At 58.3% G+C, this 19,908-nt stretch carries 20 protein-coding genes; 4 read left to right on the forward strand and 16 right to left on the reverse strand.

Annotated elements, in window-relative coordinates:
* Positions 1 to 20: 20 nt before the first annotated feature.
* Positions 21 to 2,636, forward strand: coding sequence for an ATP-binding protein (locus AFL22_RS01360; RefSeq protein WP_052270616.1), 2,616 nt, complete (start codon positions 21 to 23; stop codon positions 2,634 to 2,636).
* Here AFL22_RS01360 and phnE (AFL22_RS01365) read toward each other — a convergent pair.
* From phnE (AFL22_RS01365) to fos, 15 genes are all read right to left on the reverse strand, one after another.
* On the reverse strand, positions 2,590 to 3,474 hold the full coding sequence (phnE, locus tag AFL22_RS01365) for a phosphonate ABC transporter, permease protein PhnE (protein ID WP_010247767.1): 885 nt from the start codon (positions 3,472 to 3,474) through the stop codon (positions 2,590 to 2,592). The two genes, AFL22_RS01360 and phnE (AFL22_RS01365), sit on opposite strands and share 47 nt — an antisense overlap.
* Positions 3,471 to 4,331, reverse strand: coding sequence for a phosphonate ABC transporter, permease protein PhnE (phnE, locus tag AFL22_RS01370; protein WP_052270617.1), 861 nt, complete (start codon positions 4,329 to 4,331; stop codon positions 3,471 to 3,473). Before phnE (AFL22_RS01370) ends, phnE (AFL22_RS01365) begins: the two co-directional genes overlap by 4 nt.
* Before the next feature lie 93 nt (positions 4,332 to 4,424).
* A complete protein-coding gene (phnD, locus tag AFL22_RS01375) occupies positions 4,425 to 5,351 on the reverse strand; it encodes a phosphonate ABC transporter substrate-binding protein (RefSeq protein ID WP_010247773.1) in 927 nt (308 codons plus the stop codon).
* A 26-nt stretch (positions 5,352 to 5,377) separates the two neighbouring features.
* Positions 5,378 to 6,208 (reverse strand): phosphonate ABC transporter ATP-binding protein, encoded by an 831-nt coding sequence (gene phnC, locus AFL22_RS01380; protein WP_010247776.1) that lies wholly within the window; start codon positions 6,206 to 6,208, stop codon positions 5,378 to 5,380.
* A 78-nt stretch (positions 6,209 to 6,286) separates the two neighbouring features.
* The gene (phnP, locus tag AFL22_RS01385; protein WP_052270693.1) at positions 6,287 to 7,057 is read right to left on the reverse strand and encodes a phosphonate metabolism protein PhnP; all 771 of its coding nucleotides are present in this window, start codon (positions 7,055 to 7,057) and stop codon (positions 6,287 to 6,289) included.
* 65 nt (positions 7,058 to 7,122) lie between these two features.
* Entirely contained in the window at positions 7,123 to 7,659 is a 537-nt protein-coding gene (phnN, locus tag AFL22_RS01390; RefSeq protein ID WP_033758248.1) for a ribose 1,5-bisphosphokinase, read from the reverse strand.
* Complete coding sequence (gene phnM, locus AFL22_RS01395; protein ID WP_033778919.1) at positions 7,659 to 8,795, reverse strand: alpha-D-ribose 1-methylphosphonate 5-triphosphate diphosphatase; 1,137 nt, start codon at positions 8,793 to 8,795, stop codon at positions 7,659 to 7,661. The genes phnN and phnM overlap by 1 nt, the downstream gene beginning before the upstream one ends.
* A complete protein-coding gene (gene phnL / locus AFL22_RS01400; protein ID WP_022624938.1) occupies positions 8,792 to 9,505 on the reverse strand; it encodes a phosphonate C-P lyase system protein PhnL in 714 nt (237 codons plus the stop codon). The genes phnM and phnL overlap by 4 nt, the downstream gene beginning before the upstream one ends.
* Entirely contained in the window at positions 9,506 to 10,267 is a 762-nt protein-coding gene (gene phnK / locus AFL22_RS01405) for a phosphonate C-P lyase system protein PhnK (protein ID WP_052270618.1), read from the reverse strand.
* A complete protein-coding gene (locus AFL22_RS01410; protein ID WP_052270619.1) occupies positions 10,257 to 11,105 on the reverse strand; it encodes an alpha-D-ribose 1-methylphosphonate 5-phosphate C-P-lyase PhnJ in 849 nt (282 codons plus the stop codon). The genes phnK and AFL22_RS01410 overlap by 11 nt, the downstream gene beginning before the upstream one ends.
* Positions 11,098 to 12,174 carry a carbon-phosphorus lyase complex subunit PhnI gene (locus AFL22_RS01415; RefSeq protein WP_052270620.1) on the reverse strand — a complete coding sequence of 359 codons (1,077 nt, stop codon included), beginning with the start codon at positions 12,172 to 12,174 and terminating at the stop codon, positions 11,098 to 11,100. The genes AFL22_RS01410 and AFL22_RS01415 overlap by 8 nt, the downstream gene beginning before the upstream one ends.
* Positions 12,174 to 12,749, reverse strand: coding sequence for a phosphonate C-P lyase system protein PhnH (gene phnH / locus AFL22_RS01420; RefSeq protein ID WP_010247799.1), 576 nt, complete (start codon positions 12,747 to 12,749; stop codon positions 12,174 to 12,176). The genes AFL22_RS01415 and phnH overlap by 1 nt, the downstream gene beginning before the upstream one ends.
* Positions 12,749 to 13,195, reverse strand: coding sequence for a phosphonate C-P lyase system protein PhnG (phnG, locus tag AFL22_RS01425; protein ID WP_010247802.1), 447 nt, complete (start codon positions 13,193 to 13,195; stop codon positions 12,749 to 12,751). Before phnG ends, phnH begins: the two co-directional genes overlap by 1 nt.
* Positions 13,195 to 13,908, reverse strand: coding sequence for a phosphonate metabolism transcriptional regulator PhnF (gene phnF, locus AFL22_RS01430; protein WP_010247805.1), 714 nt, complete (start codon positions 13,906 to 13,908; stop codon positions 13,195 to 13,197). The genes phnG and phnF overlap by 1 nt, the downstream gene beginning before the upstream one ends.
* A gap of 239 nt (positions 13,909 to 14,147) precedes the next feature.
* Positions 14,148 to 14,546 (reverse strand): fosfomycin resistance glutathione transferase, encoded by a 399-nt coding sequence (gene fos, locus AFL22_RS01435; protein WP_033772097.1) that lies wholly within the window; start codon positions 14,544 to 14,546, stop codon positions 14,148 to 14,150.
* Between the two features lie 256 nt (positions 14,547 to 14,802).
* Between fos and AFL22_RS01440 the strand changes: the two genes are divergently transcribed.
* The 3 genes from AFL22_RS01440 to AFL22_RS01450 all read left to right on the forward strand — a co-directional run bounded on the left by AFL22_RS01440 (position 14,803) and on the right by AFL22_RS01450 (position 18,281).
* Positions 14,803 to 15,432, forward strand: a complete 630-nt coding sequence (locus AFL22_RS01440; protein WP_010670891.1) for a Vat family streptogramin A O-acetyltransferase — start codon at positions 14,803 to 14,805, stop codon at positions 15,430 to 15,432.
* 140 nt (positions 15,433 to 15,572) lie between these two features.
* A complete protein-coding gene (locus tag AFL22_RS01445) occupies positions 15,573 to 16,070 on the forward strand; it encodes an AAA family ATPase (RefSeq protein WP_052270621.1) in 498 nt (165 codons plus the stop codon).
* Positions 16,071 to 16,640: 570 nt separating this feature from the next.
* Positions 16,641 to 18,281: a methyl-accepting chemotaxis protein gene (locus AFL22_RS01450; protein ID WP_052270622.1), complete on the forward strand. Its 1,641-nt coding sequence runs from the start codon at positions 16,641 to 16,643 to the stop codon at positions 18,279 to 18,281.
* A gap of 184 nt (positions 18,282 to 18,465) precedes the next feature.
* On the opposite strand, the gene AFL22_RS01455 is transcribed toward AFL22_RS01450, so the two are convergent.
* The gene (locus AFL22_RS01455; RefSeq protein ID WP_033758264.1) at positions 18,466 to 19,557 is read right to left on the reverse strand and encodes a mechanosensitive ion channel domain-containing protein; all 1,092 of its coding nucleotides are present in this window, start codon (positions 19,555 to 19,557) and stop codon (positions 18,466 to 18,468) included.
* Positions 19,558 to 19,908: the final 351 nt, after the last annotated feature.

Genomic DNA, 19,908 nt, shown 5'->3' on the forward strand with positions numbered 1-19,908 from the left:
AGTGATTAAGAGGTCGTGGGATGCAGCGCACTTATCCGTGGCAGGCCGGGGCACGTGGACGCCTGTTGCTGTTCAATCTGCTGGTGGTGTCGGTCACGCTGATGGTCAGCGTGGTGGCGATCTTGGGCTTTCGTCATGCCGGGGCGATTCAGGAGCAGGCGCAGGCGCAGACCCTGGCCGACATGAACGGCAGCCTGGCGCTGGCGCGGGATACCGCCAACGTGGCGACAGCGGCAGTACGGCTGTCACAGGTGGTGGGCGCGCTGGAGTATCAGAGCGAATCACAGCGGCTGCAGCAGAATCAGCAGGCGTTGCAGCAGTCGCTGAGCCTGCTGGCCAGTGCGCCGCTGGCGGCACGTCAGCCGGAGCGCATCGCCCGGATCCGCGCCCGCAGCCTGATGCTGGAACAGACGATTAACAGCCTGCTGCTGACCGGCCACCAGCGTCATCTGCAGCGCAACAACATGCTGAGCGACCTGTGGCAGACGCAGATTCTGCTCAGCCATATCGACCAGCTGGTGCAGCGGGAACAGCGGACGCTGCCGGATGCCGCGCTGCGGGAGCAAACCGAACGGCTGATCACCATCGCGATCCGCACACCCTCGCCCATCGCCGTCATCGAACAGCTCCAGCAGGTGATGGCGCAGTGGCGCAACGTGCCGCTGACGGGCGTGACCGGCGAAAACGTGCAGCGACTGCTGGCTACCCAGCAGCGCCTGCTGCCGCTGGCAGAGGCGCTGGAGCAGAGCGACCTGGCGATCGCCTATGCCACCTACCGGATTAAAGCGCTGGTGGCGATGCTGAATGAAGATATCAGCGCCTCGGTGCAGCAGGTGGCGTTACAGAGTGAGGCGCGCACCCTGGCGACCCACCGTGAGCTGGATTCCATCATCGGCTTTATCGCGCTGTTTGCGCTGCTGGCGCTGGCAATCACCGGCTATGCCGGTATCTACATCTATCGCAATCTCGGGTCGAGCCTGACGGCGATTGCCGGAGCCATGACGCGGCTGGCGCAGGGCGAGCAGAACGTCAGCGTGCCAGGGCTGCAACGCCGCGACGAGCTGGGCGAGCTGGCGCGGGCGTTTAACGTCTTTGCGCGTAATACCGCCTCGCTGGCTCACACCTCACGACTGCTGAAAGAGAAGAGTAATCAGCTGGAGTCCACCTTTCTGGCGATGCGCGACGGCTTTGCGCTGTTTGATAACAACGGGCAGCTGGTGGTGTGGAATGCCCAGTATGCGGAGCTGCTCGGCATCGCGCCGCATGAGCTGCATCGTGGCGTTCCCTGGCAGCAACTGCTGGCGCCGCTGGCGGTGGATCTGCACGATCCCGGTGAACCGCAGGAGATCCGGCTGGCCGATGGTCGTACGCTTGAGCTGCGCTTCAGCCCAATCCCGCGGCGCGGCATGGTCAATACCGTGCTGGACCGGACCTCGCGTAAAACGCTGGAGGAGGCGCTGCAGCACAGCCAGAAAATGAAGGCGGTCGGCCAGCTGACCGGCGGACTGGCACACGACTTTAACAATCTGCTGGCGGTGATTATCGGCAGTCTGGCACTGACCGAAGGCCAGCTGACGCCCGGCCCGCTGGCCAGCCGGATTGATCGGGCGCGACAGGCGGCCGACCGCGCTGCCCAACTGACCCAGCGGCTGCTGGCGTTCTCACGCAAGCAGGCACTCTATCCCCGTGCGGTGTCGGTGGTGACGCTGGTGGATAACCTGCAGGGGCTGCTGCAGCACTCGCTGCTGCCCGGTCAGCAGCTGATTATTGATGCGCAGCGTCCCGGCTGGCCCGCCTGGATTGATGCCAGCCAGCTGGAAAATGCGCTGATGAATCTTGTGGTGAATGCCCGCGATGCAATGCATCAGCAAAGCGGCGAAATCCGGCTGCGCATCTGGAATCAGCGTCGTCTGGAGGGCGATGAGAAGCGTGACAGGGTCACAATTGAGGTGATAGACCACGGCTGCGGCATGTCGGCCGGGGTTCGTGAGCAGGTGTTTGAGCCTTTTTTCACTACCAAGGCTACCGGCAGCGGCAGCGGGCTGGGCCTGTCGATGGTCTATGGCTTTGTAAGGCAGTCTGGCGGCCAGATCGAGCTGGAAACCGCGCCAGGCCAGGGCACCACGGTGCGGCTGCTGTTGCCACGCGCGCCGGAAGCCGCCGTCGCCGTAGTGATCGCCCCGCCATCGCCTGTGCACATTGAGACGGACATTGCGGCGGCCAGTAACCGGCTGGTGCTGGTGCTGGATGATGAACCGGCGGTGCGCCAGACGCTCTGTGAGCATCTGCATCAGCTGGGTTATCTGACGCTGGAGTGTGGTGACGGTGAAGAGGCGCTGGCGCTGCTGCGCCAGACACCTGATATCGACCTGCTGATCAGCGACCTGATGCTACCCGGCGAGATTAACGGCGCGGAGGTGATCCGCCAGGCGCAGCAGAACTGGCCGCAGCTGGCGACGCTGCTCATCAGCGGTCAGGACCTGCGCCACCAGCCGGTGACGCTGCCGCTGTGCGAACGGCTGGCGAAGCCCTGGCAGCAGGCACAGCTGGTGCAGGCGTTACAGCGGGCCTGGCAGCGCAGCGAACGGCTTAATCGCGCGCAGCAGGCTGCCACAACGGCACCGGCTTCCCACTGATGTAGCGCTTGCGCAGGCGGCTGGAGATCACATCCATCACCATCACTACCACCACCAGAATCAGCGTCAGGAACATCACCACATCCCAGTTCCACAGGCGCATATTCTCAGCGTAAACCAGACCGACGCCCCCGGCGCCGACAAAGCCCAGCACCGCCGCTGAGCGGGTATTGGACTCTATCTGGTAAAGGCTCAGCGCCAGAAACTGCGGGAATGACTGGGTGAAGATGCCGAAGCGGTGTTTCTGCAGGCTGTTGGCGCCGACTGCGCCCAGTCCGCGACCCGGTGAACGCTCCACCGCTTCGTGCCCTTCGGCGTAGAGTTTGCCGAGCAGACCGACATCCTGCAGGATAATCGCCAGCACCCCGGCCAGCGGCCCCATGCCGACCGCCCGGACGAAGATCAGCCCCCAGATCGCCATGTCGATACCGCGCAACACGTCAAACAGACGTCGCATCAGAAACGCCAGCGGTTTCGCAGTTCGGCTGTGCATCACGTTGCGCGCCGCCAGAAACGACAGCGGCAGCGCCAGCAGCGAGGCAGTCAGCGTGCCGGCAAAGACAATCCCTAAGGTGATGCCGACCTGCGACAGATAGTAGCCAAACGGCCAGTTCAGGAAGTCGTGCCAGACAAACATCCGCAGGAAATAGCGCCCCAGCTGCTGACAGCCCATCAGCAGGCGCGACCACTCCAGACCAAACACCGAAAAGAAAAAGAGGTAATAGAGCAGCACCGCCAGTGTCATCAGCGCCAGGCGACGCAGATAGCGCGGCTGTGCGGCGAAGAGTTCACGATGCTGCTGCTTCATTAGCGCGATATCGGGAACGGTGCTTATCATGTCCTGTCTCCTGTCACACGGCGACGAAGCTGGCCGGAGAGCGTATCCAGCAGCGACACCACAATCAGGATCAGCAGCAGCGTCATACTGACCTGATCGTAGCGGTCCAGTTTGATGTTGGTCATCAGCTCCTGGCCGATGCCGCCTGCGCCAACCAGCCCAAGGATGGTTGAGGAGCGGAAGTTAATTTCCAGTCGCATAAAGCTGTAGGAGAGAAAGACCGGCTTAACCTGTGGCCAGAAAGCGAAGCGCATCCGCTGCAGTTTGCTGGCTCCGCAGGCCGCCAGGCCGCGTACCGGCTTATCTGACGCCGACTCAATCGCCTCGTAAAACAGCTTGGTCAGGCTGCCCACGGTGTGCAGCGCCAGCGCCAGAAAACCGGGGATCGCCCCGATGCCAAACGCCATCACAAACATCACCGCCCACGCCAGCTCCGGCATGGTGCGCAGGAAGGCGACAAAGGCGCGAATCGTCATCCGCACGCTGACCGGCGTCTGAGTGTTGTCGGCGGCGAAAAAGGCCAGCATCGCGGCCAGTGCCACCGCCACCAGCGTCGAAGCCAGCGCCAGTTGTAGTGTTTCCCAGATCAGCGGCAGCTGGATCGGCAGACGGTAGCCCCAGTAAGCCAGCGAGCCTTCGGTCTTGCCGTCGGCAAACAGCAGCGGCAGATGCAGCACAGGCAGGATTTCGTGCAGGTAGTCAAAGAAGTGCGGCAGCGACTGCCAGACGGTGAGCAGATTAAATTCTGCCACCCTGCCCGCCGCCAGGTAGAGTGCCACCAGCAGCAGTGACCAGAGCAGCGTGTCTCGTTTCTGCTGGCGACGGATGCGTTGGTAGTAGTGTTCGAATTCGGTCAAAGGGGATCTCCGGCGCTAAAGCAGCGGGACGCAGGCGAGTTTGCTGCGTCCCGCTTTCCCCGCCTGAGCGGAGAAGATAAGAAGTAGCTGGATTTAGCCGCGGCTGCCTTTCATCAGGTCGCGCTTCATATCGATGATGTTCTGATAATCGGCAACCGTCGCCTGACCGATGTGCTGCTCGCCGCCCACCGCTTTCACGAAGCAGGCGTGATCTTCCTTATCCAGCTTTTTAATCGCCGACACCACTTTCGCTTTAAAGTCAGCGGGCAGCTTGTTGCTGACCAGCACCGGACCGTTGGGGATCAGCGGTGACTGCCAGATAATGCGGATCTGCTTCATCAGATCAGGATGGTCCATGCGGATCAGACGGCCAAACGCGCCAGAGGTATAGCCGCTGTTGTAGTCACCGACCAGTGAGGTCCAGGTCACTGCGCCATCAAACTGGTTGTTCAGCACGCCCAGAATGTCCTGCTCATGGCCGCCGGAGAAGGTGACGCTGGAGAAGGTGTTGTTATATTTGTCATCCACTGAGCCGCCGAACATCTTCTTAAACGCCTGGTTCGGCATCAGGAAGCCGGAAGTCGAGTCGGGATCGGCCATACCGAAAGATTTCCCTTTCAGGTCTTCCAGCTTTTTGTACGGGCTGTCCGCTTTGACGATCACCACCGAGTGGTAGCCGCGTGACTGATCTTTGTCATCCACCACAATGCCAACCACATCGACCGCTTTCGGGTCCTGAATGTAGACCGACGCAAACGAGGCTGGCGACATGCTCAGCACCATATCGATCTTGCCGCCCAGCAGACCCTGAATCACGCCAGAGTAGTCGGAGGCGTTGCGCATCTGGGTATCCACACCCAGCTCTTTATCAAAGAAGGTCTTCACACACTGATTATCGCCAATCTGCTGGGTGGCGTTCTGACCGCCCAGAATCCCCAGGTTAAGCTGTTTCGGCGCATCCGCTGCGCTGACACCAAACGCCATTACACTGGTCAGGAGTGCTAAAGAAGTCAGTTTCATTCGGGGTTGTTCTCTTGCTGTGGAAGTTAATGGATTTGGTTAAGTTCATCGCCGTACAGCTGGTGCAGCAGGCTGTCGGTCAGTCCTGAAGGATGGCCGTCAAACAGCACCACGCCGCGCTGAATGCCAATCACCCTGGTGCAGTAGCTTTTCACCAGCTCAATCGAGTGCAGGTTGACCATCACGCTGATGCCCTGCTCGCTGACCTGACGCAGCACATCCATGATGCGCTTGGTATTTTTGGGATCGAGTGACGCCACCGGCTCATCGGCCAGCAGGATTTTGGGGTTCTGCATCAGGGCACGGCAGATCGCCACACGCTGCATCTGACCGCCAGAGAGGTTTTCCGCCCGCTGCAGCGCCTGCGGCAGCATGTTCATCCACTGCAGCAGTTCGATGGCGTGCGCCCGGTCATTGTCGGAGAAGATTTTAAAGAAGGATTTCAGCGTGCCGGTCTGGCTCAGACGGCCCAGCAGCACGTTGGTCAGCACGTCGAGGCGTGGCACCAGACAGAAATCCTGAAAGATCATGCCGCACTGGCTGCGCCATTCGCGCAGCTGGCGGCTGTTGAGCGTAACCACGTTACGATCCGCTTCGCCATGATGCAGACTTATAATCGCGCCGGAAGTCGCTTCAATCGTGCCGTTGAGCATGTGCAGCAGGGTCGATTTACCCGCGCCAGAGCGGCCAATCACCGCCACCAGCTCACCGGCGTGCAGGTCGAAACTGACCTGATCCAGCACCTGAGTGTCGCCGTAGGCTTTGCTCAGTTTCTGCACCGACAACACTTTTTGTCCGCTGAGGCTGGCCGGTGGCAGGTCGTTGTCGACCACCGTTTTCAGAAGTGCCTGTGCCATGGTTTCTCCGTCATCGCTGATTGCGTTCTGCGGGTTATTAAGGCGTGACGCGATGAACACGAGATGACAGTCAGATGATCAAACCGTGACAGGCCAGTGCGCGCCGCACAGCAATGTCTGGCCGTCACGGGCAGCCAGCACACCGTCCGGCAACGGGTTCTCAGCTAACCAGTTATCCATCTCATGACTGAGATGGGTGAGCCAGGTCTGACGCGGCTGGAGCATCTCTGCTATCGCCAGCGCCTGGGTCACATCATTATGGTTACGCGGTTCTGCTTGCGGCGGATCGTTGCAGTCAATCACCAGCTGGTCCAGCGGCTGACCGCGCAGGAAGTCGGCGGTGTCGGGTGGCAATCCGCAGGTATCACACAGCCAGGCGAGCCGGGTGCCGTGCCAGTCGAACAGATAGCCATGCGTCAGCTTCGAGTGCTGCAACGGCAGCGGCGTAACCTGCAGTTCACCAAAGGCGTGTGCTACAAACGGCGTTAAGGCGGGACGGAAATCGAGCAGGCCTGGATGTTTATAGAGATCGTCACAGCCTCGCGGATCGGGTGGACCCCAGACCGGAATCGGCGCGCCCACTCCCCAGCGCAGTGCAAAAAGCCCCTGCACATGATCCATGTGGTAGTGAGTCAGTAGAATGCGCGTCAGCGTGCCGGGCGGGAAGCGCGACGCCAGCAGCGGCAGACCGGCATCCAGCAGGATGCGCTCGCGACCAAACTCAATCAGCGCGCTGCAGGGTGCACGCGCGTAGCCACTGTTGAGCTGCGCCCGCTGACAGGCGCGACAGGCGCAGCCCGACAGCGGTGCGGCAGTGACCCCGCCAGTACCCAGAAAAGTGAGTTTCATTGATGCACCTTTGGTAGCGGATGTCGATGCCGGACTGTCTCCGCCGGTGCCAGGATAAGAGAGTTTCATTGATGCGCCTCCAGTATCTGACGCAGCAGGCACACGGTATCCGCCAGCGCGCCGTCGTTGTTGAGGATAAGGCAGCCATCGGGCTGTGGCTGTGCGGCGCGCGCCAGCCGCCGGGCGATCTCCGCCTCATCTTCCCGTCCGCGCTGGCGCAGCCGCGCTGCCAGCACGGCGGGTGTGACCTGCAGACAGACCGGCAGCAGCTGCGAGCCGAAACGGGCCTGCGCCTGCGCCAGATGCAGCCGCGAACCATTCACCACCACATTCTGCCCGCGCAGCAGCCACTGCTCCGTCTCACAGCCAATACCATAGCTGAAACCGTGCGCCTGCCAGCTCACCGCGAACAGTCCCAGCGCGGCGCGGCGGGCAAACTCCGCCTCGGTCAGTGCCACATGGTTTTCGCCGCCCGCATCGGCGGCGCGGGTAATGTAGCGATGGGCGATCAGCAGCCGTGGCGGAGGTGCCGCCCGCAGCGCATCCAGCAGGCTGTCTTTACCCGAACCCGAAGGACCGGTGAGCCAGATCAGCCGCACCATCAGTACACCTGCCGGCCTTTGCTCCAGACGTGCCGCACGTGCGGGTAGCCGTGTGCGGTGTGCGCCAGCACCAGATCGGCGCGGCAGCCTTCGGCGATCACCCCGCGATCTTCGAGCCCTAAGGCGCGCGCCGGGTTACAGGTGACCAGCGCGATCGCCTGCGCCATGCCGAGGCTGTTGCGCTCATCATCTGCCAGCCGGAACGCTGCATCCAGCAGGCTCGCCGGATAGTAATCGGAGGAGAGAATATTCAGCAGGCCGTGTGACGCCAGCTCCCAGGCAGCGACGTTGCCGGAGTGCGAGCCGCCGCGCACGATGTTAGGCGCGCCCATCAGCACCTGCATATTGCGATAACGCGAGGCGCGTGCCGCCTCCAGCGTAGTAGGAAACTCCGCGATGCGGCTGCCCGCGGCATGAGACTCTTCAACGTGCGCCGCGGTGGCATCATCGTGGCTGGCAATGGCGATGCCATGTTCCCGGCAGAGTCCGGCAATCGCCTGACGGTTGGGCTGTGACCATTCTGCTGCCAGGGTGAGCTGGTCATGCTCGAACTGATCCATCTCCGTGTCGTTGAGCTGATATTTGCCCTGATAATATTCGCGATACTTCGTCAGGGACGCGTACTGACGCTGTCCCGGTGAATGGTCCATCAGCGACACCAGCGCCAGCTCCGGCGTGCCCATCAGCGCTTCAAACAGCGGCGCAGTGGTGGGATGCGGCAGTTCACAGCGCAGATGCAGCAGATGCTCGGCCCGGTTCAGTCCTTTGCGGTTGCTGTCGCGGATGGCGTCGATCATCTTGCTGAGGTTATCCAGCCGGTGCCCGCCGTCGCGCACATCCCCGACACCAATCGCATCCAGCACCGTGGTAATGCCGCTGGAAACCATCAGCGCATCGTGGCTGCTCATCGCCGAGTGTGCCGGCCAGTCCACTTTTGGTCGCGGCGTGAAAAACTTGTCGAGGTTATCAGTGTGCAGCTCCACCAGACCCGGCATCAGCCAGGCGCCTTCGCCATCCAGCGCGCCCGGCTGCTGGCTGGTGGTTTCGCTGAAGCTGCTGATGCGCTCGTCGCGAAACTCCAGCGATCCGGTTACCACTTCGTTTTCCAGCACCAGTCTGACGTTATTGATGATCATGCCTGCGCTCCTGTCTCGATTGGGTGCATCAGGTGCAGCCGGTCAGCTACCCGCTCGCGCACCGCCCGATCGTGAAAAATACCGACGATGGCGGCACCACGGGCGCGCGCCTGTTCAATTAAGCTCACTACCGCCTCGCTGTTTACACTGTCGAGCGAGGCGGTGGGTTCATCCAGCAGCAGCACCGGATAGTCGGCGATAAAGCCGCGGGCGATATTCACGCGCTGCTGCTCTCCGCCAGAGAAAGTGGACGGGGCCAGCGACCAGAGACGCTGCGGCACGTTGAGCCGGGTCAGCAGTTCGGCGGCACGTGCTTCACAGAAGGCGCGCTCGACGCCGCGCTCCAGCAGCGGCTGCATCACAATCTCCAGCGTCGGCACGCGCGGGATCACCCGCAGAAACTGGCTGACCCAGCCCAGCGTGTCGCGGCGCAGGGCGATAATCTGGCGCGCCGATGCCTGCGCCATGTCGATCCACTCGCCCTGATGCGCGACCCGGATATGGCCGCTGTCGGGCTGATAGTTGCCGTAAAGCGCGCGCAGCAGTGTGGATTTACCGCTGCCGGAGTGACCGTGCAGCACCACGCATTCGCCCTCGCCTGCCGTCAGGCTGGCGTTGTGCAGCACCGGCAGCGCCGCGCCGTTCTGGTTATGCAGCACAAAGGTTTTACACAAATTCTCTACCCGCAGGCGCGGAGTGATAGTTGTCATTTAATTGAGCACCGAAGAGACCAGCAGTTGAGTGTAAGGATGATGAGGGTCGTCCAGCACGCGGTCAGTCAGACCGCTCTCCACCACCCGCCCCTGCTTCATCACCAGCAGGCGATGCGCCAGCAGTCGCGCCACGCCGAGATCGTGGGTGACAATCACCACCGCCAGATTCAGTTCGCGTACCAGCGTCCGCAGCAGATCCAGCAGTCGCGCCTGCACCGACACATCCAGTCCGCCGGTAGGCTCATCCATAAACATCAGCTGCGGCTGCGTCACCAGGTTCCGGGCGATCTGCAGCCGTTGCTGCATGCCGCCGGAAAAGGTGGTGGGCAAATCGTCGATGCGACCGGCATTAATCTCCACCGCCTGCAGCCAGCGGCTCGCTTCGGCGCGGATATCGCCATAGTGGCGCTGTCCGGTCGCCATCAGCCGTTCGCCGATGTTGCCGCCCGCGCTGACCTGCGAACGCAGCCCGTCCATGGGATGCTGATGCACCACGCCCCATTCGGTGCGCAGCAGGCGACGGCGATCGCTTTCACTCATCTGATAGAGGTCGCGGTTCTGATAAAGAATGCTGCCCTGCTGCGGCGTCAGACGCGCTGACAGGCTCTGCAGCAGCGTGGTTTTACCGGAGCCGGACTCGCCGACAATGCCCAGCACTTCGCCGGGAAAGAGATCAAAACTGACCTGCTCAAACCCTTTGCCCGGCGCATAAAGATGGGTGAGCTGGTTCACCGCAAGCAGCGGCTGTTCACTGTGCATGTTGCTGTTCCTGCTGCTGATGGCAAAAGTCGGTGTCGGAGCAGACAAACATCCGCGTTCCCTGATCGTCCATCACCACCTCATCGAGATAGCTGTGGTGCGAGCCGCACAGCGCGCAGGGTTCATCCCACTGCTGCACGGTGAACGGATGATCGTCGAAGTCCAGGCTTTCCACACGGGTGTAAGGCGGCAAGGCGTAGATGCGCTTTTCACGCCCGGCACCAAACAGCTGCAGCGCGGGCATCATGTGCATCTTCGGGTTGTCGAATTTGGGAATGGGCGAAGGATCCATCACGTAGCGATCGTTGACCCGGACCGGATAGGCGTAAGTCGTCGCGATGTGGCCGTAGCGGGCAATATCTTCATACAGCTTCACCTGCATGATGCCGTACTCCTCCAGCGCATGCATGGTGCGGGTTTCGGTTTCACGCGGCTCGATAAAGCGCAGCGGCTCCGGAATCGGCACCTGGAAAATCAGGATCTGATCCTCTTCCAGCGGCGTTTCCGGGATGCGGTGACGGGTCTGGATCAGGGTGGCATCGGCGGTGCGCTCGGTGGTGGCAGCATTGCTGACCCGCTTAAAGAACTGGCGGATCGACACCGCATTGGTGGTGTCATCTGCGCCCTGATCGATCACCTTCAGCACATCCTGATCGCCAATCACGCTGGCGGTGATCTGGATGCCGCCGGTGCCCCAGCCGTAGGGCATCGGCATCTCACGTCCGGCGAACGGCACCTGATAGCCGGGGATCGCCACCGCTTTCAGGATGGCGCGGCGGATAGTGCGTTTGGTCTGCTCGTCGAGATAGCCGTTGTTATAGCCGGTGAGTTCAGCCATGGGTGCGCTCCTGATAATCGTGCTGCAGCTGTTTCAGCAGTTCCAGTTCCGCCTGGAAATCGACGTAGTGCGGCAGCTTGAGATGCGAGACAAAGCCTGCGGCTTCCACGTTATCGGCGTGCGACAGCACAAACTCTTCGTCCTGCGCCGGGCTGGTAACACGCTCATGCTGTTCGCGGCTTTGCAGCGCCCGGTCCACCAGCGCCATCGCCATCGCTTTGCGTTCGGCGCGGCCAAACACCAGCCCATAGCCCCGGGTAAAGTGCGGCGCCGTGTCGTCGCTGTGGGCAACGCCGTTGACCATTTCACACTCTGTCAGTAGCAGCTCACCGATCTCCAGCTCAAAACCCAGCTCTTCGGGACAGATACTGACGCTGAGATAGCCGGTGCGAATCTCGCCGGCAAACGGATGGGTGCGGCCATAGCCGCGCTGGGTCGAGTAGCCGAGCGCCAGCAGAAAGCCTTCGTCGCCACGCACCAGCTGTTGCAGGCGCGCGGCGCGTGAGGCGGGAAAGCTCATCGGCTCGCGGGTGATATCGACAGGCTCGCTGCCGTCATCCATCTCGGCGGCGGCCAGCCCTTCATTGCTCATCATGCTGAACATGTGCGGGCACTGGTCAGGCACCGAACGATCGTCACGCGGCGCGGCAGGCGTTTCGCCATTGGCCAGCAGCGTGAAGTCGAGCAGCCGGTGGCTGTAGTCGTAAGTTGGTCCCAGCACCTGGCCGCCCGGCAGATCTTTATAGACCGCCGAGATGCGGCGTTCGATGCGCATCGCACCGGTCGCCAGTGGCGTGCTCTCCGCCAGGCGTGGCAGCGTGGTGCGATAGGCGCGCAGCAGAAAGATCGCCTCGACCAGATCGCCGCTGGCCTGCTTAATCGCCAGCGCCGCCAGCTCAGGATCGTAAATTCCTCCTTCGGTCATCACCCGATCCACCGCCAGTCCCAGTTGCTGCGCCACCTGATCGCAGCCGAGTTCGGCTAACGCCCGATCGCCGCGCCGCAGATCGGCCTGCAACTGATGGGCGTTCGCAATGGCTTTTTCGCCCCCTTTTACCGCGACATACATCAGCACACCTCCACAACGGTGGTGCGCGGCACGGCCATAATCGCTTCGCCACAGGTGAAGATCAGGTCCACGCCCTGTGGAAACGGATGTGGACGAGTGCGCAGATATTCCAGCACGCTTTCGGGCAGCTGTGGCGCGATGGCGCGGGTTTCGCGCAGGCCAGGGCCGGAGAGGCGCAGCGTCAGGCCGCCATTCAGCGACGGCACTTCGATAATCAGCGTGGTGCTTTTTTCTGGTGACATGTTGTCACCGGCCGCGAACTGCGTCGGGTCGGGCTGCGCCGCCGCATGGCTCAGGGCAAAAGGCGCATCCTGCTGCGTGGTGATCGGCGCACCGGTATGGAAGCGCAGATTGTTGCGCAGCTGTTCGTTGTCGATTTCCGCATCCAGCCAGACCGGGCTTTCCTGATCGACCAGCGTCAGCAGCAGCGCCGTGGCCGCCGGTGACAGTGCGCCCCAGCCCTGTTGCAGCGGCAGCGAGACCATCACGCCCGGTTCGCTCATCGCTTTCAGAATGCGGCGAAACGCGCGCTGCGCATCCGCCACCGGATGGTTAAAACTTGCCAGTAAAGTCATCAGTTATCTCCGCGAACCAGCGTAAAGAAATCCACTTTGCTGCTGGCGATCTCGCGGGCGCGCAGCTGTCGCTGCTCATCGCGCCACGCCGCCAGCGGGGTAATAATCTTCTCTTCCAGCAGTTGCCGGGTTTCCGGCTGCTGTAAAAGCGCATCCAGCAGGGCACAGCGTTCGGCATGGGCTTTGTCGCGCCCTAACAGGTAGCTGTAACCCAGAGTGCCGTCGCTGAGCTGCACCACCGCGCGCGTCACCGTGGCATCACCCATCACAAAGCGTTTGCCGGTGGCCCCCATCCGCGCCTGCAACCGCGTCAGCCCGATCTCTGCCGGACGGATCAGGGTAAAGGCGGGCTGGAGGTTAAGCGCCTGCCAGTGCGTCTCAAGCAAGGCGGCGCTGCTGTGCGCCAGCACCGACAGCCAGCGCTGGCGATCCGTTTGCTGTTCCATTAGTGCTCCAGAGTCAGTTCAATCATGTCGCCGCGCGTCAGGCTGACGGAGTATTCCGCCACCGCACCATCACTGGTTTTGTTCAGGGTCCGCACGCAGAGCAGCGGCGAATGCAGCGCGATGTCGAGCTGCCGACACTCTTTGGCCTGCGCCCGGCGGGTGCTGATGCGGGTCTGGGTGCGCACCAGCTGCTTGCCGGTGTGCTCCACTAAGAAGTCGTGCAGCGATCCACTGTTAAATTGCTGAAGCTGTGGCCACCAGCTGAGGTCGGCGAGGAAATGGTTGATCAGGCAGAGCGGCACGCCGTTGGCGCGACGCAGGGTGCGCAGATGAATGACGTTGTCGCCCTCTTTCACACCCAGCGCATTGGCAACGTCGTTGCTGGCCGGACGCAGCACCGCCAGCAGCCGTTCGCTGGTGGGATGACTGCCCTGCTCCAGCAGGTTCTGGCTGAATCGCGCCTGGGCATGCAGCGGATAGTCATAAGGGCGCATCAAAACCAGGATGCCGACGCCGTGACGGCGCTGCAGCAGCCCTTTGTGCACCAGCTCATCCACCGCCCGACGCAGCGTGTGGCGATTCACCTCATAGTGATCGGCCAGCTGTTGCTCGGAAGGAAGATAGTCGCCGCAGCGGTAGCGCTCTTTGAGCGCCTGCTCCAGTTGTGCGGCAACAGCCTGATAGACAGTGGTCGGATGTCTGGATAACTCCATCACGATGAAATCCTCACGGGTTACAGAGTGGGAACGCAGTGAAAAGACGCTGCGGGATGGTGTTAGCTTGAGGGGATCAGATGACAGAACCGTGACGCGGGGGTGAAGGAGAGGTGAATGTGGTGGCTGAAAAATGAGGAGTGCTTGTCAGGGTGAGTGACTGGCAGGAAACCGCCGGGCATGGGGTGATAGCCCCCGCTTAAGCGATCATTTCCTCTGCCGGGCCGGGAGTCAATCAATCAGAAGAACGTCATTCCCTGATAAGGCTGAGCAAGGCAGGCTCTGATACGGCTCTCAAGATCGCCATCGTGGATTTCAAGCTTGTGGCCATCGGGGTCCAGAAAGTAGAAGGAGTTCCCCTCGCTTTTATTGCGCTTCCATTCTGTCACACCCGCCGCTCTCAATCGCTCAACGAACGCATCAAATTCGTCACCAGCAATAGTGAATGCATAGTGTGTGTAATCATTTCCAGCAGAGACAGTATCCACAGAGAGACAGAGCCAGAGTTCACCCAGCGAAAGATAAGCGCCGTGATCCCATGCCGCTTTGGGGATGAATCCCAGGGTCTCCGTATAAAAATTCAGGCTACTGGCCAGGTTGCTAACTGCGAGGGTGAGGTGATTGAGTCCGGTCAGCATGTAAAACTCTTTATCAGAATGCAGAAAAATTTAATTTACAGGAATCAGATTTCTTTGCACACAAAGAGAATTAACAGCCGTTTGTATATCAGCCGAATCTCTGCCGGACCCACCCCGGAAAGAGGAAACTGGAGCCGGCAATACAGCCGGGACCGGCGCGCGATGAGCAGATAATGAAGACCGGGCTTGCACGAAAGGAACGACGGGTTTCATGGTGTACACTGGAACGAACTAACGTTGCGCTTAAGGAGAGAATATGTACGGACCGGATCCCACCAATCCCCATCCAATGGAAGGTTTCCCACAGGTTTGTTTTATCAAAAATACGGTGAAAAACCCCAACATCATAATCGGGGATTTTACTTATTATGATGATCCTGAAGACTCAGAAAACTTCGAGCGCAATGTCCTTTATCACTTCCCCTTTATTGGTGACAAACTGATCATGGGTAAATTCTGCGCGATAGCCAGAGGCGTTCAGTTCATCATGAACGGGGCAAACCATAACATGGCAGGTTTCTCCACTTTTCCGTTTTACATTTTCGGAAATGGATGGGAAACAGCCCAGCCTCAGGCCGGCGATCTGCCCTATAAAGGCGATACGGTGATTGGTAATGATGTATGGGTGGGTTATCAGGCGCTGATTATGCCAGGCGTTAAAATCGGCAACGGCGCAATAATCTCGTCACGTTCTGTTGTGACGTCGGATGTCCCGGCCTATTCGATTGTGGGTGGCAACCCGGCCAGAGTGATCAGGCAGCGTTTTACCGATGAAACCATATCCCGACTAGAGAAGCTGGCCTGGTGGGACTGGCCGGTAGAAAAGATTACTCAAAACCTACCGGCAATTATCTCCGCAGACCTTGAAGCACTGCCAGATGAATAGCCGGGCAGAAGTGGAATAAACACTGTCCGCTGCTGACATAGGGCGGCGATCATCCGACACGGGTTCGCATAATTTCGCGCAGATTGATGTATCAATGTGTCTGCTTTAGCACTGGAGCGCAGGTTAAAACAGGAGTTGTTATGCTCTACATCTTTAGTGGCCTTCCGGGTTGCGGAAAAAGCACTATCGCTAAAATGTTATCTGAAAAATTAAAAGCGGTGTATTTACGCGTCGACACAGTTGAACAGGCTCTGCGTAATAGTTCAGCAACTTTCAGGGATATTGGCCCTGAAGGCTACTTCATCCTTTATGAGCTTGCGCGGGACAATCTCAGACTGGGATTACCTGTTATCACTGACTCGGTGAATGACCTTAACCTGGTACGTGATAGTTTTCGTGATATCGCACTATCATCAGGTGTTTCCTTTCTGGAAATTGAAATCCTCTGTTCGGATCCCGAACAGCATCGTGCGCGTGTAGAGAACAGAATCTCAGATATCCCTGGCTTAAAAGTGCCTGACTGGCAAGCCGTTGTGCATCGTGTTTATGAACCGTGGAGCAGAGAACATCTGAAGCTGGATACGGCTGAATTATCGCCTGCTGAGTGTGTTGATATCATCCTCCAGACGAGCATTTAGCCCTGACCGCGTTTAGCCCGCACCCTTAACGGCAAAATGTTTTAATCCCTGAGGCTGCCTACCCTCAGGGATTAAAACCGGTAAAACAGAAGTAGCCACGCTATTCCCTCAGCTTAAGCGGCAATATCAGCACGTTCTGGAGAGGATTAATGAGGTAACCAGGGTCAGGTACTCAATGAGAGAAAACGGACGTAATTCCTGAACAGTTGATCATGTCCCAAAGGCTTTTTCAAAAACTGAAAAAGAGTAGAAGTCGCAGATAATTGAATCAAAAAGCATCCCGGCTGGCAAAATTCTGATGCCCTTTTGATGGTATTCCATCATTCCCTCTCAAATTAACATTGTAATTTTCCACTATTTTTTAAGTTAATCTGAATATTCAAAACCTTAAAAAATAAATAAACCATCTGATTCAACATCATAATTTTAAATTGTCATTTTATTTTTACTGAAGCCTGCCTTCTTAAATTTATGCGCGATTTTTGCACTGCCGTTGGTTAATAACCGTGAGTAATCTCTGGCTGCTCCAGGCCGATAATCGTAAGACATCTTACCTGGAGCTTTACTGCCATGCTGAAAAATACACGTCTCACCACGATCCTGACGTTATCCGGACTGTTTCTGTTTTTTGTCTTTCTTGCTTCTTCATTGCTGAGTGTGATCTATCTGAATCGCAGTGCGGAATCTCTCAAAAATCTCAACCATGAAGTTTCTGCAACCCTTGGCGTCGCTGACACGACGAACTGGATACGTGCCGCTCGCACCACACTGCTGGCCGCTGTTCCTTATGCTGACGGCAGCAATCCAGAGGCGTTTAATGCCGCGCTGGCCCAGGCCAGATTTTACTATGATGGCGGCTTGCGCTTTATGCAGGCCTATCAGGCTGCACCAAAAATGGCCGGTGAAGCGGAACTGTCACGGGAGCTGGCCGCACGCTACAACGATTACACTCAGCAAGGCGTTGGTGCCCTTTTCACCGCGCTGCAGAAAAGGGATGTACCCGCTTTTCTGATGCTTGCTGGTACAAAAGTCGTGGCACTTGATGAGGCTTACCGCGTTCCGCTGGACAAGGTTATTGCCATACATAAACAGTCAGCCGTAAACATCACCCAACAGGCCGATACCGATACGCACATTGCTTATGTTGCTGCGGGTGTGTCGGTCATACTCTTTATCCTGGCTTCAGTCATTGTGGCGGTGGTACTGAAAAATGTGCTGATCAAGCCCCTGCGTCGTGCTGGCGAAGTAACGGCAGCCATTGGTGCCGGCGATCTGACATCGGAGTTCCACAATCTCCGCAACGATGAAATGGGCAGGCTTCTGCAGGGGCTTGAAAATATGCAGCTTGGCCTGAAAACGATGGTCAGTGAAATCGTCAATGGCGTAAGCGAAGTGGCTCGCGTTACCACGCAGATAAGCGACGGCAACCACAGTCTTTCCAGCCGCACGGAGCAACAGGCGGCAGCGCTCGAAGAGACCGCGGCGAGCATGGAGGAGCTCTCGTCTACTGTCTCACTCAACGCCGGTAATGCCTCAGTCGCCAGCGACTCGGCCTCTGCGGCTTCCGGAACCGCTTCGGAATGCGGCGCGGCAATGCGGGAAGTGGTGCGCACGATGGCAGACATCAAAACCAGCGCAATGGCCATCAGTGAAATTACCTCCGTAATAAACAGCATTGCCTTTCAGACAAACATTCTGGCACTGAACGCAGCGGTAGAAGCAGCACGTGCAGGCGACCAGGGTCGCGGTTTTGCTGTGGTTGCTAACGAAGTTCGCACGCTTGCACAACGCAGCACACAGTCTGCGCGGGAAATTGAAAAGTTAATTGCTGAATCCAATCTGAACGTCGGTCTGGGTGAGCAGAAAGTGGCTCAGGTTTCGCTGACAACAGAAAAAATTATCAGCGATGTGACCGGCGTGACCTCGCTGCTGGGAGAGATTGCAGCAGCGTCTTCTGAACAGAGTAAGGGAATAAATCAGATCGGCACGGCTGTAACCGAAATGGACAGTGTGACCCAACAGAACGCCACGCTGGTTCAGGCTTCTGCTGCTGCTACGGGTGTACTGGAGGAACAGGTTAAATCGTTAAGTGCGATTACCAGCCGGTTCAGGTTGCAGACTGGTGCGGTCGTGACAGACTTACGCTCCCCGGCCATACCGTCTGTTCAGGTAAAAGAAAAAGTTTCAAGCGATCCGTGGGTGAGCTTTTAACTGAGTCAGGCTGATGTCTGCAGCTTCTTCTGCAGACATCGGGTTTACCAGAAGATGGCCAAAACAATTATGTCCGCTTCAGACACCATGCGGACAAAGACACCATCGCCTGCCCTGAAAGAACAACGGAGCAACAGCCATCAGGATGCACACACCCACGCAGACTGCCGCTCCCAGCTTGCCCCTATTCTGCCGTCCCTATTCCCACCTTCTCACGCCCGGTATCCGTCAGTGATGCTCTCACCTGCGGCAGGCTTTCCGGGTAATTCTGCTGAATAAACTCAATCATCTTCTCACGCACATAACAGCGTAAATCAAAGGCGATCGGCGAGTTCTGCGCGGTCATCAGCATCCTGATGGTCATGGTTTTCTCGGTGGTGTCGGTCACCTGAAGCACAGAGGTTTCCTGATCCCAGAGCTTGGTTTCACTCAGCACTTTTTCAAAGTGCTTGCGCAGCGGCTCCAGCGGCATGGAGTAATCCACGTAAAGAAACACCGAGCCTAAGATCTGGGCGTTATTGCGCGTCCAGTTCTGAAACGGGTTTTCGGTAAAGTAGGTGATCGGCAACACCAGCCGACGCAAATCCCAGATGCGCACCACCACATAGGTCAGGTTGATCTCCTCAATCCAGCCCCACTCTTTTTCTACCACTACCGCATCATCAATTTTAATAGGCTGGGTAAAGGCGATCTGAATACCGGCGAACAGATTGACCAGCGACTTTTGCAGCGCAAAACCAATAATGATACCGGCAACACCCGCACCGGCCAGAATGGTGGTGCCGAATTTCCGGACGCCAGGGAAGCTGAGCAGAATCAGCGAAACACAGAACAGAACCAGGATGACAATAACCACTTTTTTGACATAGATAATCTGCGTGCGAATTTTACGCGCACGAAGGTTATTGGAAATATTAATGTCATAGCGGATATAAAGCATATCCTGCGCCACGTTGGTCAGCCGGATTAAGACCGAGCAAAATGACATAATAATAAAGACATTGATGATATTGGTGATTAAAGAGAGAGATTCCGGTTGAAAATCGATGTAGTTAACGCCGACATTAATCATTAATAACGGAATAAAAAAGAACATCGAGCCGCTAAGATGCTTCTCAAGGGATTTGAACAGTTTTCTGTCACGAATCTGCCAGTAGCGGATGAACCGGAGCAGGATAAGGCGGGCCAGAAATCCCAGCACAAAAGAGAGCGAGACGAGTAATACAACAGGCACCCATGACGGGAAACCAGATAACTCACCGAATAACAATGGCATTATTTTCCCTTATAGTAAGCTGACAACCTCAGGCTGTCAGATAAGTGACAAACTCAGTAACCGTTGTCTTCACGGCTATCCGTTCGTAACACAATCAGCGCACATGAGTATGAACCATCGCGGCGAAGTTAACAGTAAATGCGCGGTGATGTGTCCAGAGAGGCTGTCGCGCGCCAGCCTTATGCTACTGACAGGGATGCAGAATGCAGCCCTCATGTCACCGTCCGGCCAGTCCAACATCATTAAAATATCTGATACAACACAGCCACTTTTTCACTCCCCTTTTTTAGCCTGCCCTGGCCATCCGGCAACAAAAAATTGACAGAATCACTAAGCGTAAGGCTTTGCGTG

It is taken from the genome of Pantoea sp. CFSAN033090, assembly GCF_001264395.1.
Classification (GTDB): Bacteria; Pseudomonadota; Gammaproteobacteria; order Enterobacterales; family Enterobacteriaceae; genus Pantoea; species Pantoea agglomerans.

What these genes read in the sequence shown, in the direction of transcription:
- phnG (WP_010247802.1), bottom strand. Translation starts at nt 13,195, where the DNA reads ATGGAACAGCAAACGGATCGCCAGCGCTGGCTGTCGGTGCTGGCGCAC.
- AFL22_RS01445 (WP_052270621.1), top strand. Translation starts at nt 15,573, where the DNA reads ATGCTCTACATCTTTAGTGGCCTTCCGGGTTGCGGAAAAAGCACTATC.
- phnP (WP_052270693.1), bottom strand. Translation starts at nt 7,057, where the DNA reads ATGAAACTCACTTTTCTGGGTACTGGCGGGGTCACTGCCGCACCGCTG.
- phnM (WP_033778919.1), bottom strand. Translation starts at nt 8,795, where the DNA reads ATGATCATCAATAACGTCAGACTGGTGCTGGAAAACGAAGTGGTAACC.
- AFL22_RS01450 (WP_052270622.1), top strand. Translation starts at nt 16,641, where the DNA reads ATGCTGAAAAATACACGTCTCACCACGATCCTGACGTTATCCGGACTG.
- AFL22_RS01415 (WP_052270620.1), bottom strand. Translation starts at nt 12,174, where the DNA reads ATGTATGTCGCGGTAAAAGGGGGCGAAAAAGCCATTGCGAACGCCCAT.
- AFL22_RS01410 (WP_052270619.1), bottom strand. Translation starts at nt 11,105, where the DNA reads ATGGCTGAACTCACCGGCTATAACAACGGCTATCTCGACGAGCAGACC.
- phnH (WP_010247799.1), bottom strand. Translation starts at nt 12,749, where the DNA reads ATGACTTTACTGGCAAGTTTTAACCATCCGGTGGCGGATGCGCAGCGC.
- phnC (WP_010247776.1), bottom strand. Translation starts at nt 6,208, where the DNA reads ATGGCACAGGCACTTCTGAAAACGGTGGTCGACAACGACCTGCCACCG.
- fos (WP_033772097.1), bottom strand. Translation starts at nt 14,546, where the DNA reads ATGCTGACCGGACTCAATCACCTCACCCTCGCAGTTAGCAACCTGGCC.
- phnK (WP_052270618.1), bottom strand. Translation starts at nt 10,267, where the DNA reads ATGCACAGTGAACAGCCGCTGCTTGCGGTGAACCAGCTCACCCATCTT.
- phnL (WP_022624938.1), bottom strand. Translation starts at nt 9,505, where the DNA reads ATGACAACTATCACTCCGCGCCTGCGGGTAGAGAATTTGTGTAAAACC.
- phnE (WP_010247767.1), bottom strand. Translation starts at nt 3,474, where the DNA reads ATGATAAGCACCGTTCCCGATATCGCGCTAATGAAGCAGCAGCATCGT.
- phnF (WP_010247805.1), bottom strand. Translation starts at nt 13,908, where the DNA reads ATGGAGTTATCCAGACATCCGACCACTGTCTATCAGGCTGTTGCCGCA.
- phnN (WP_033758248.1), bottom strand. Translation starts at nt 7,659, where the DNA reads ATGGTGCGGCTGATCTGGCTCACCGGTCCTTCGGGTTCGGGTAAAGAC.
- AFL22_RS01360 (WP_052270616.1), top strand. Translation starts at nt 21, where the DNA reads ATGCAGCGCACTTATCCGTGGCAGGCCGGGGCACGTGGACGCCTGTTG.
- AFL22_RS01440 (WP_010670891.1), top strand. Translation starts at nt 14,803, where the DNA reads ATGTACGGACCGGATCCCACCAATCCCCATCCAATGGAAGGTTTCCCA.
- AFL22_RS01455 (WP_033758264.1), bottom strand. Translation starts at nt 19,557, where the DNA reads ATGCCATTGTTATTCGGTGAGTTATCTGGTTTCCCGTCATGGGTGCCT.
- phnD (WP_010247773.1), bottom strand. Translation starts at nt 5,351, where the DNA reads ATGAAACTGACTTCTTTAGCACTCCTGACCAGTGTAATGGCGTTTGGT.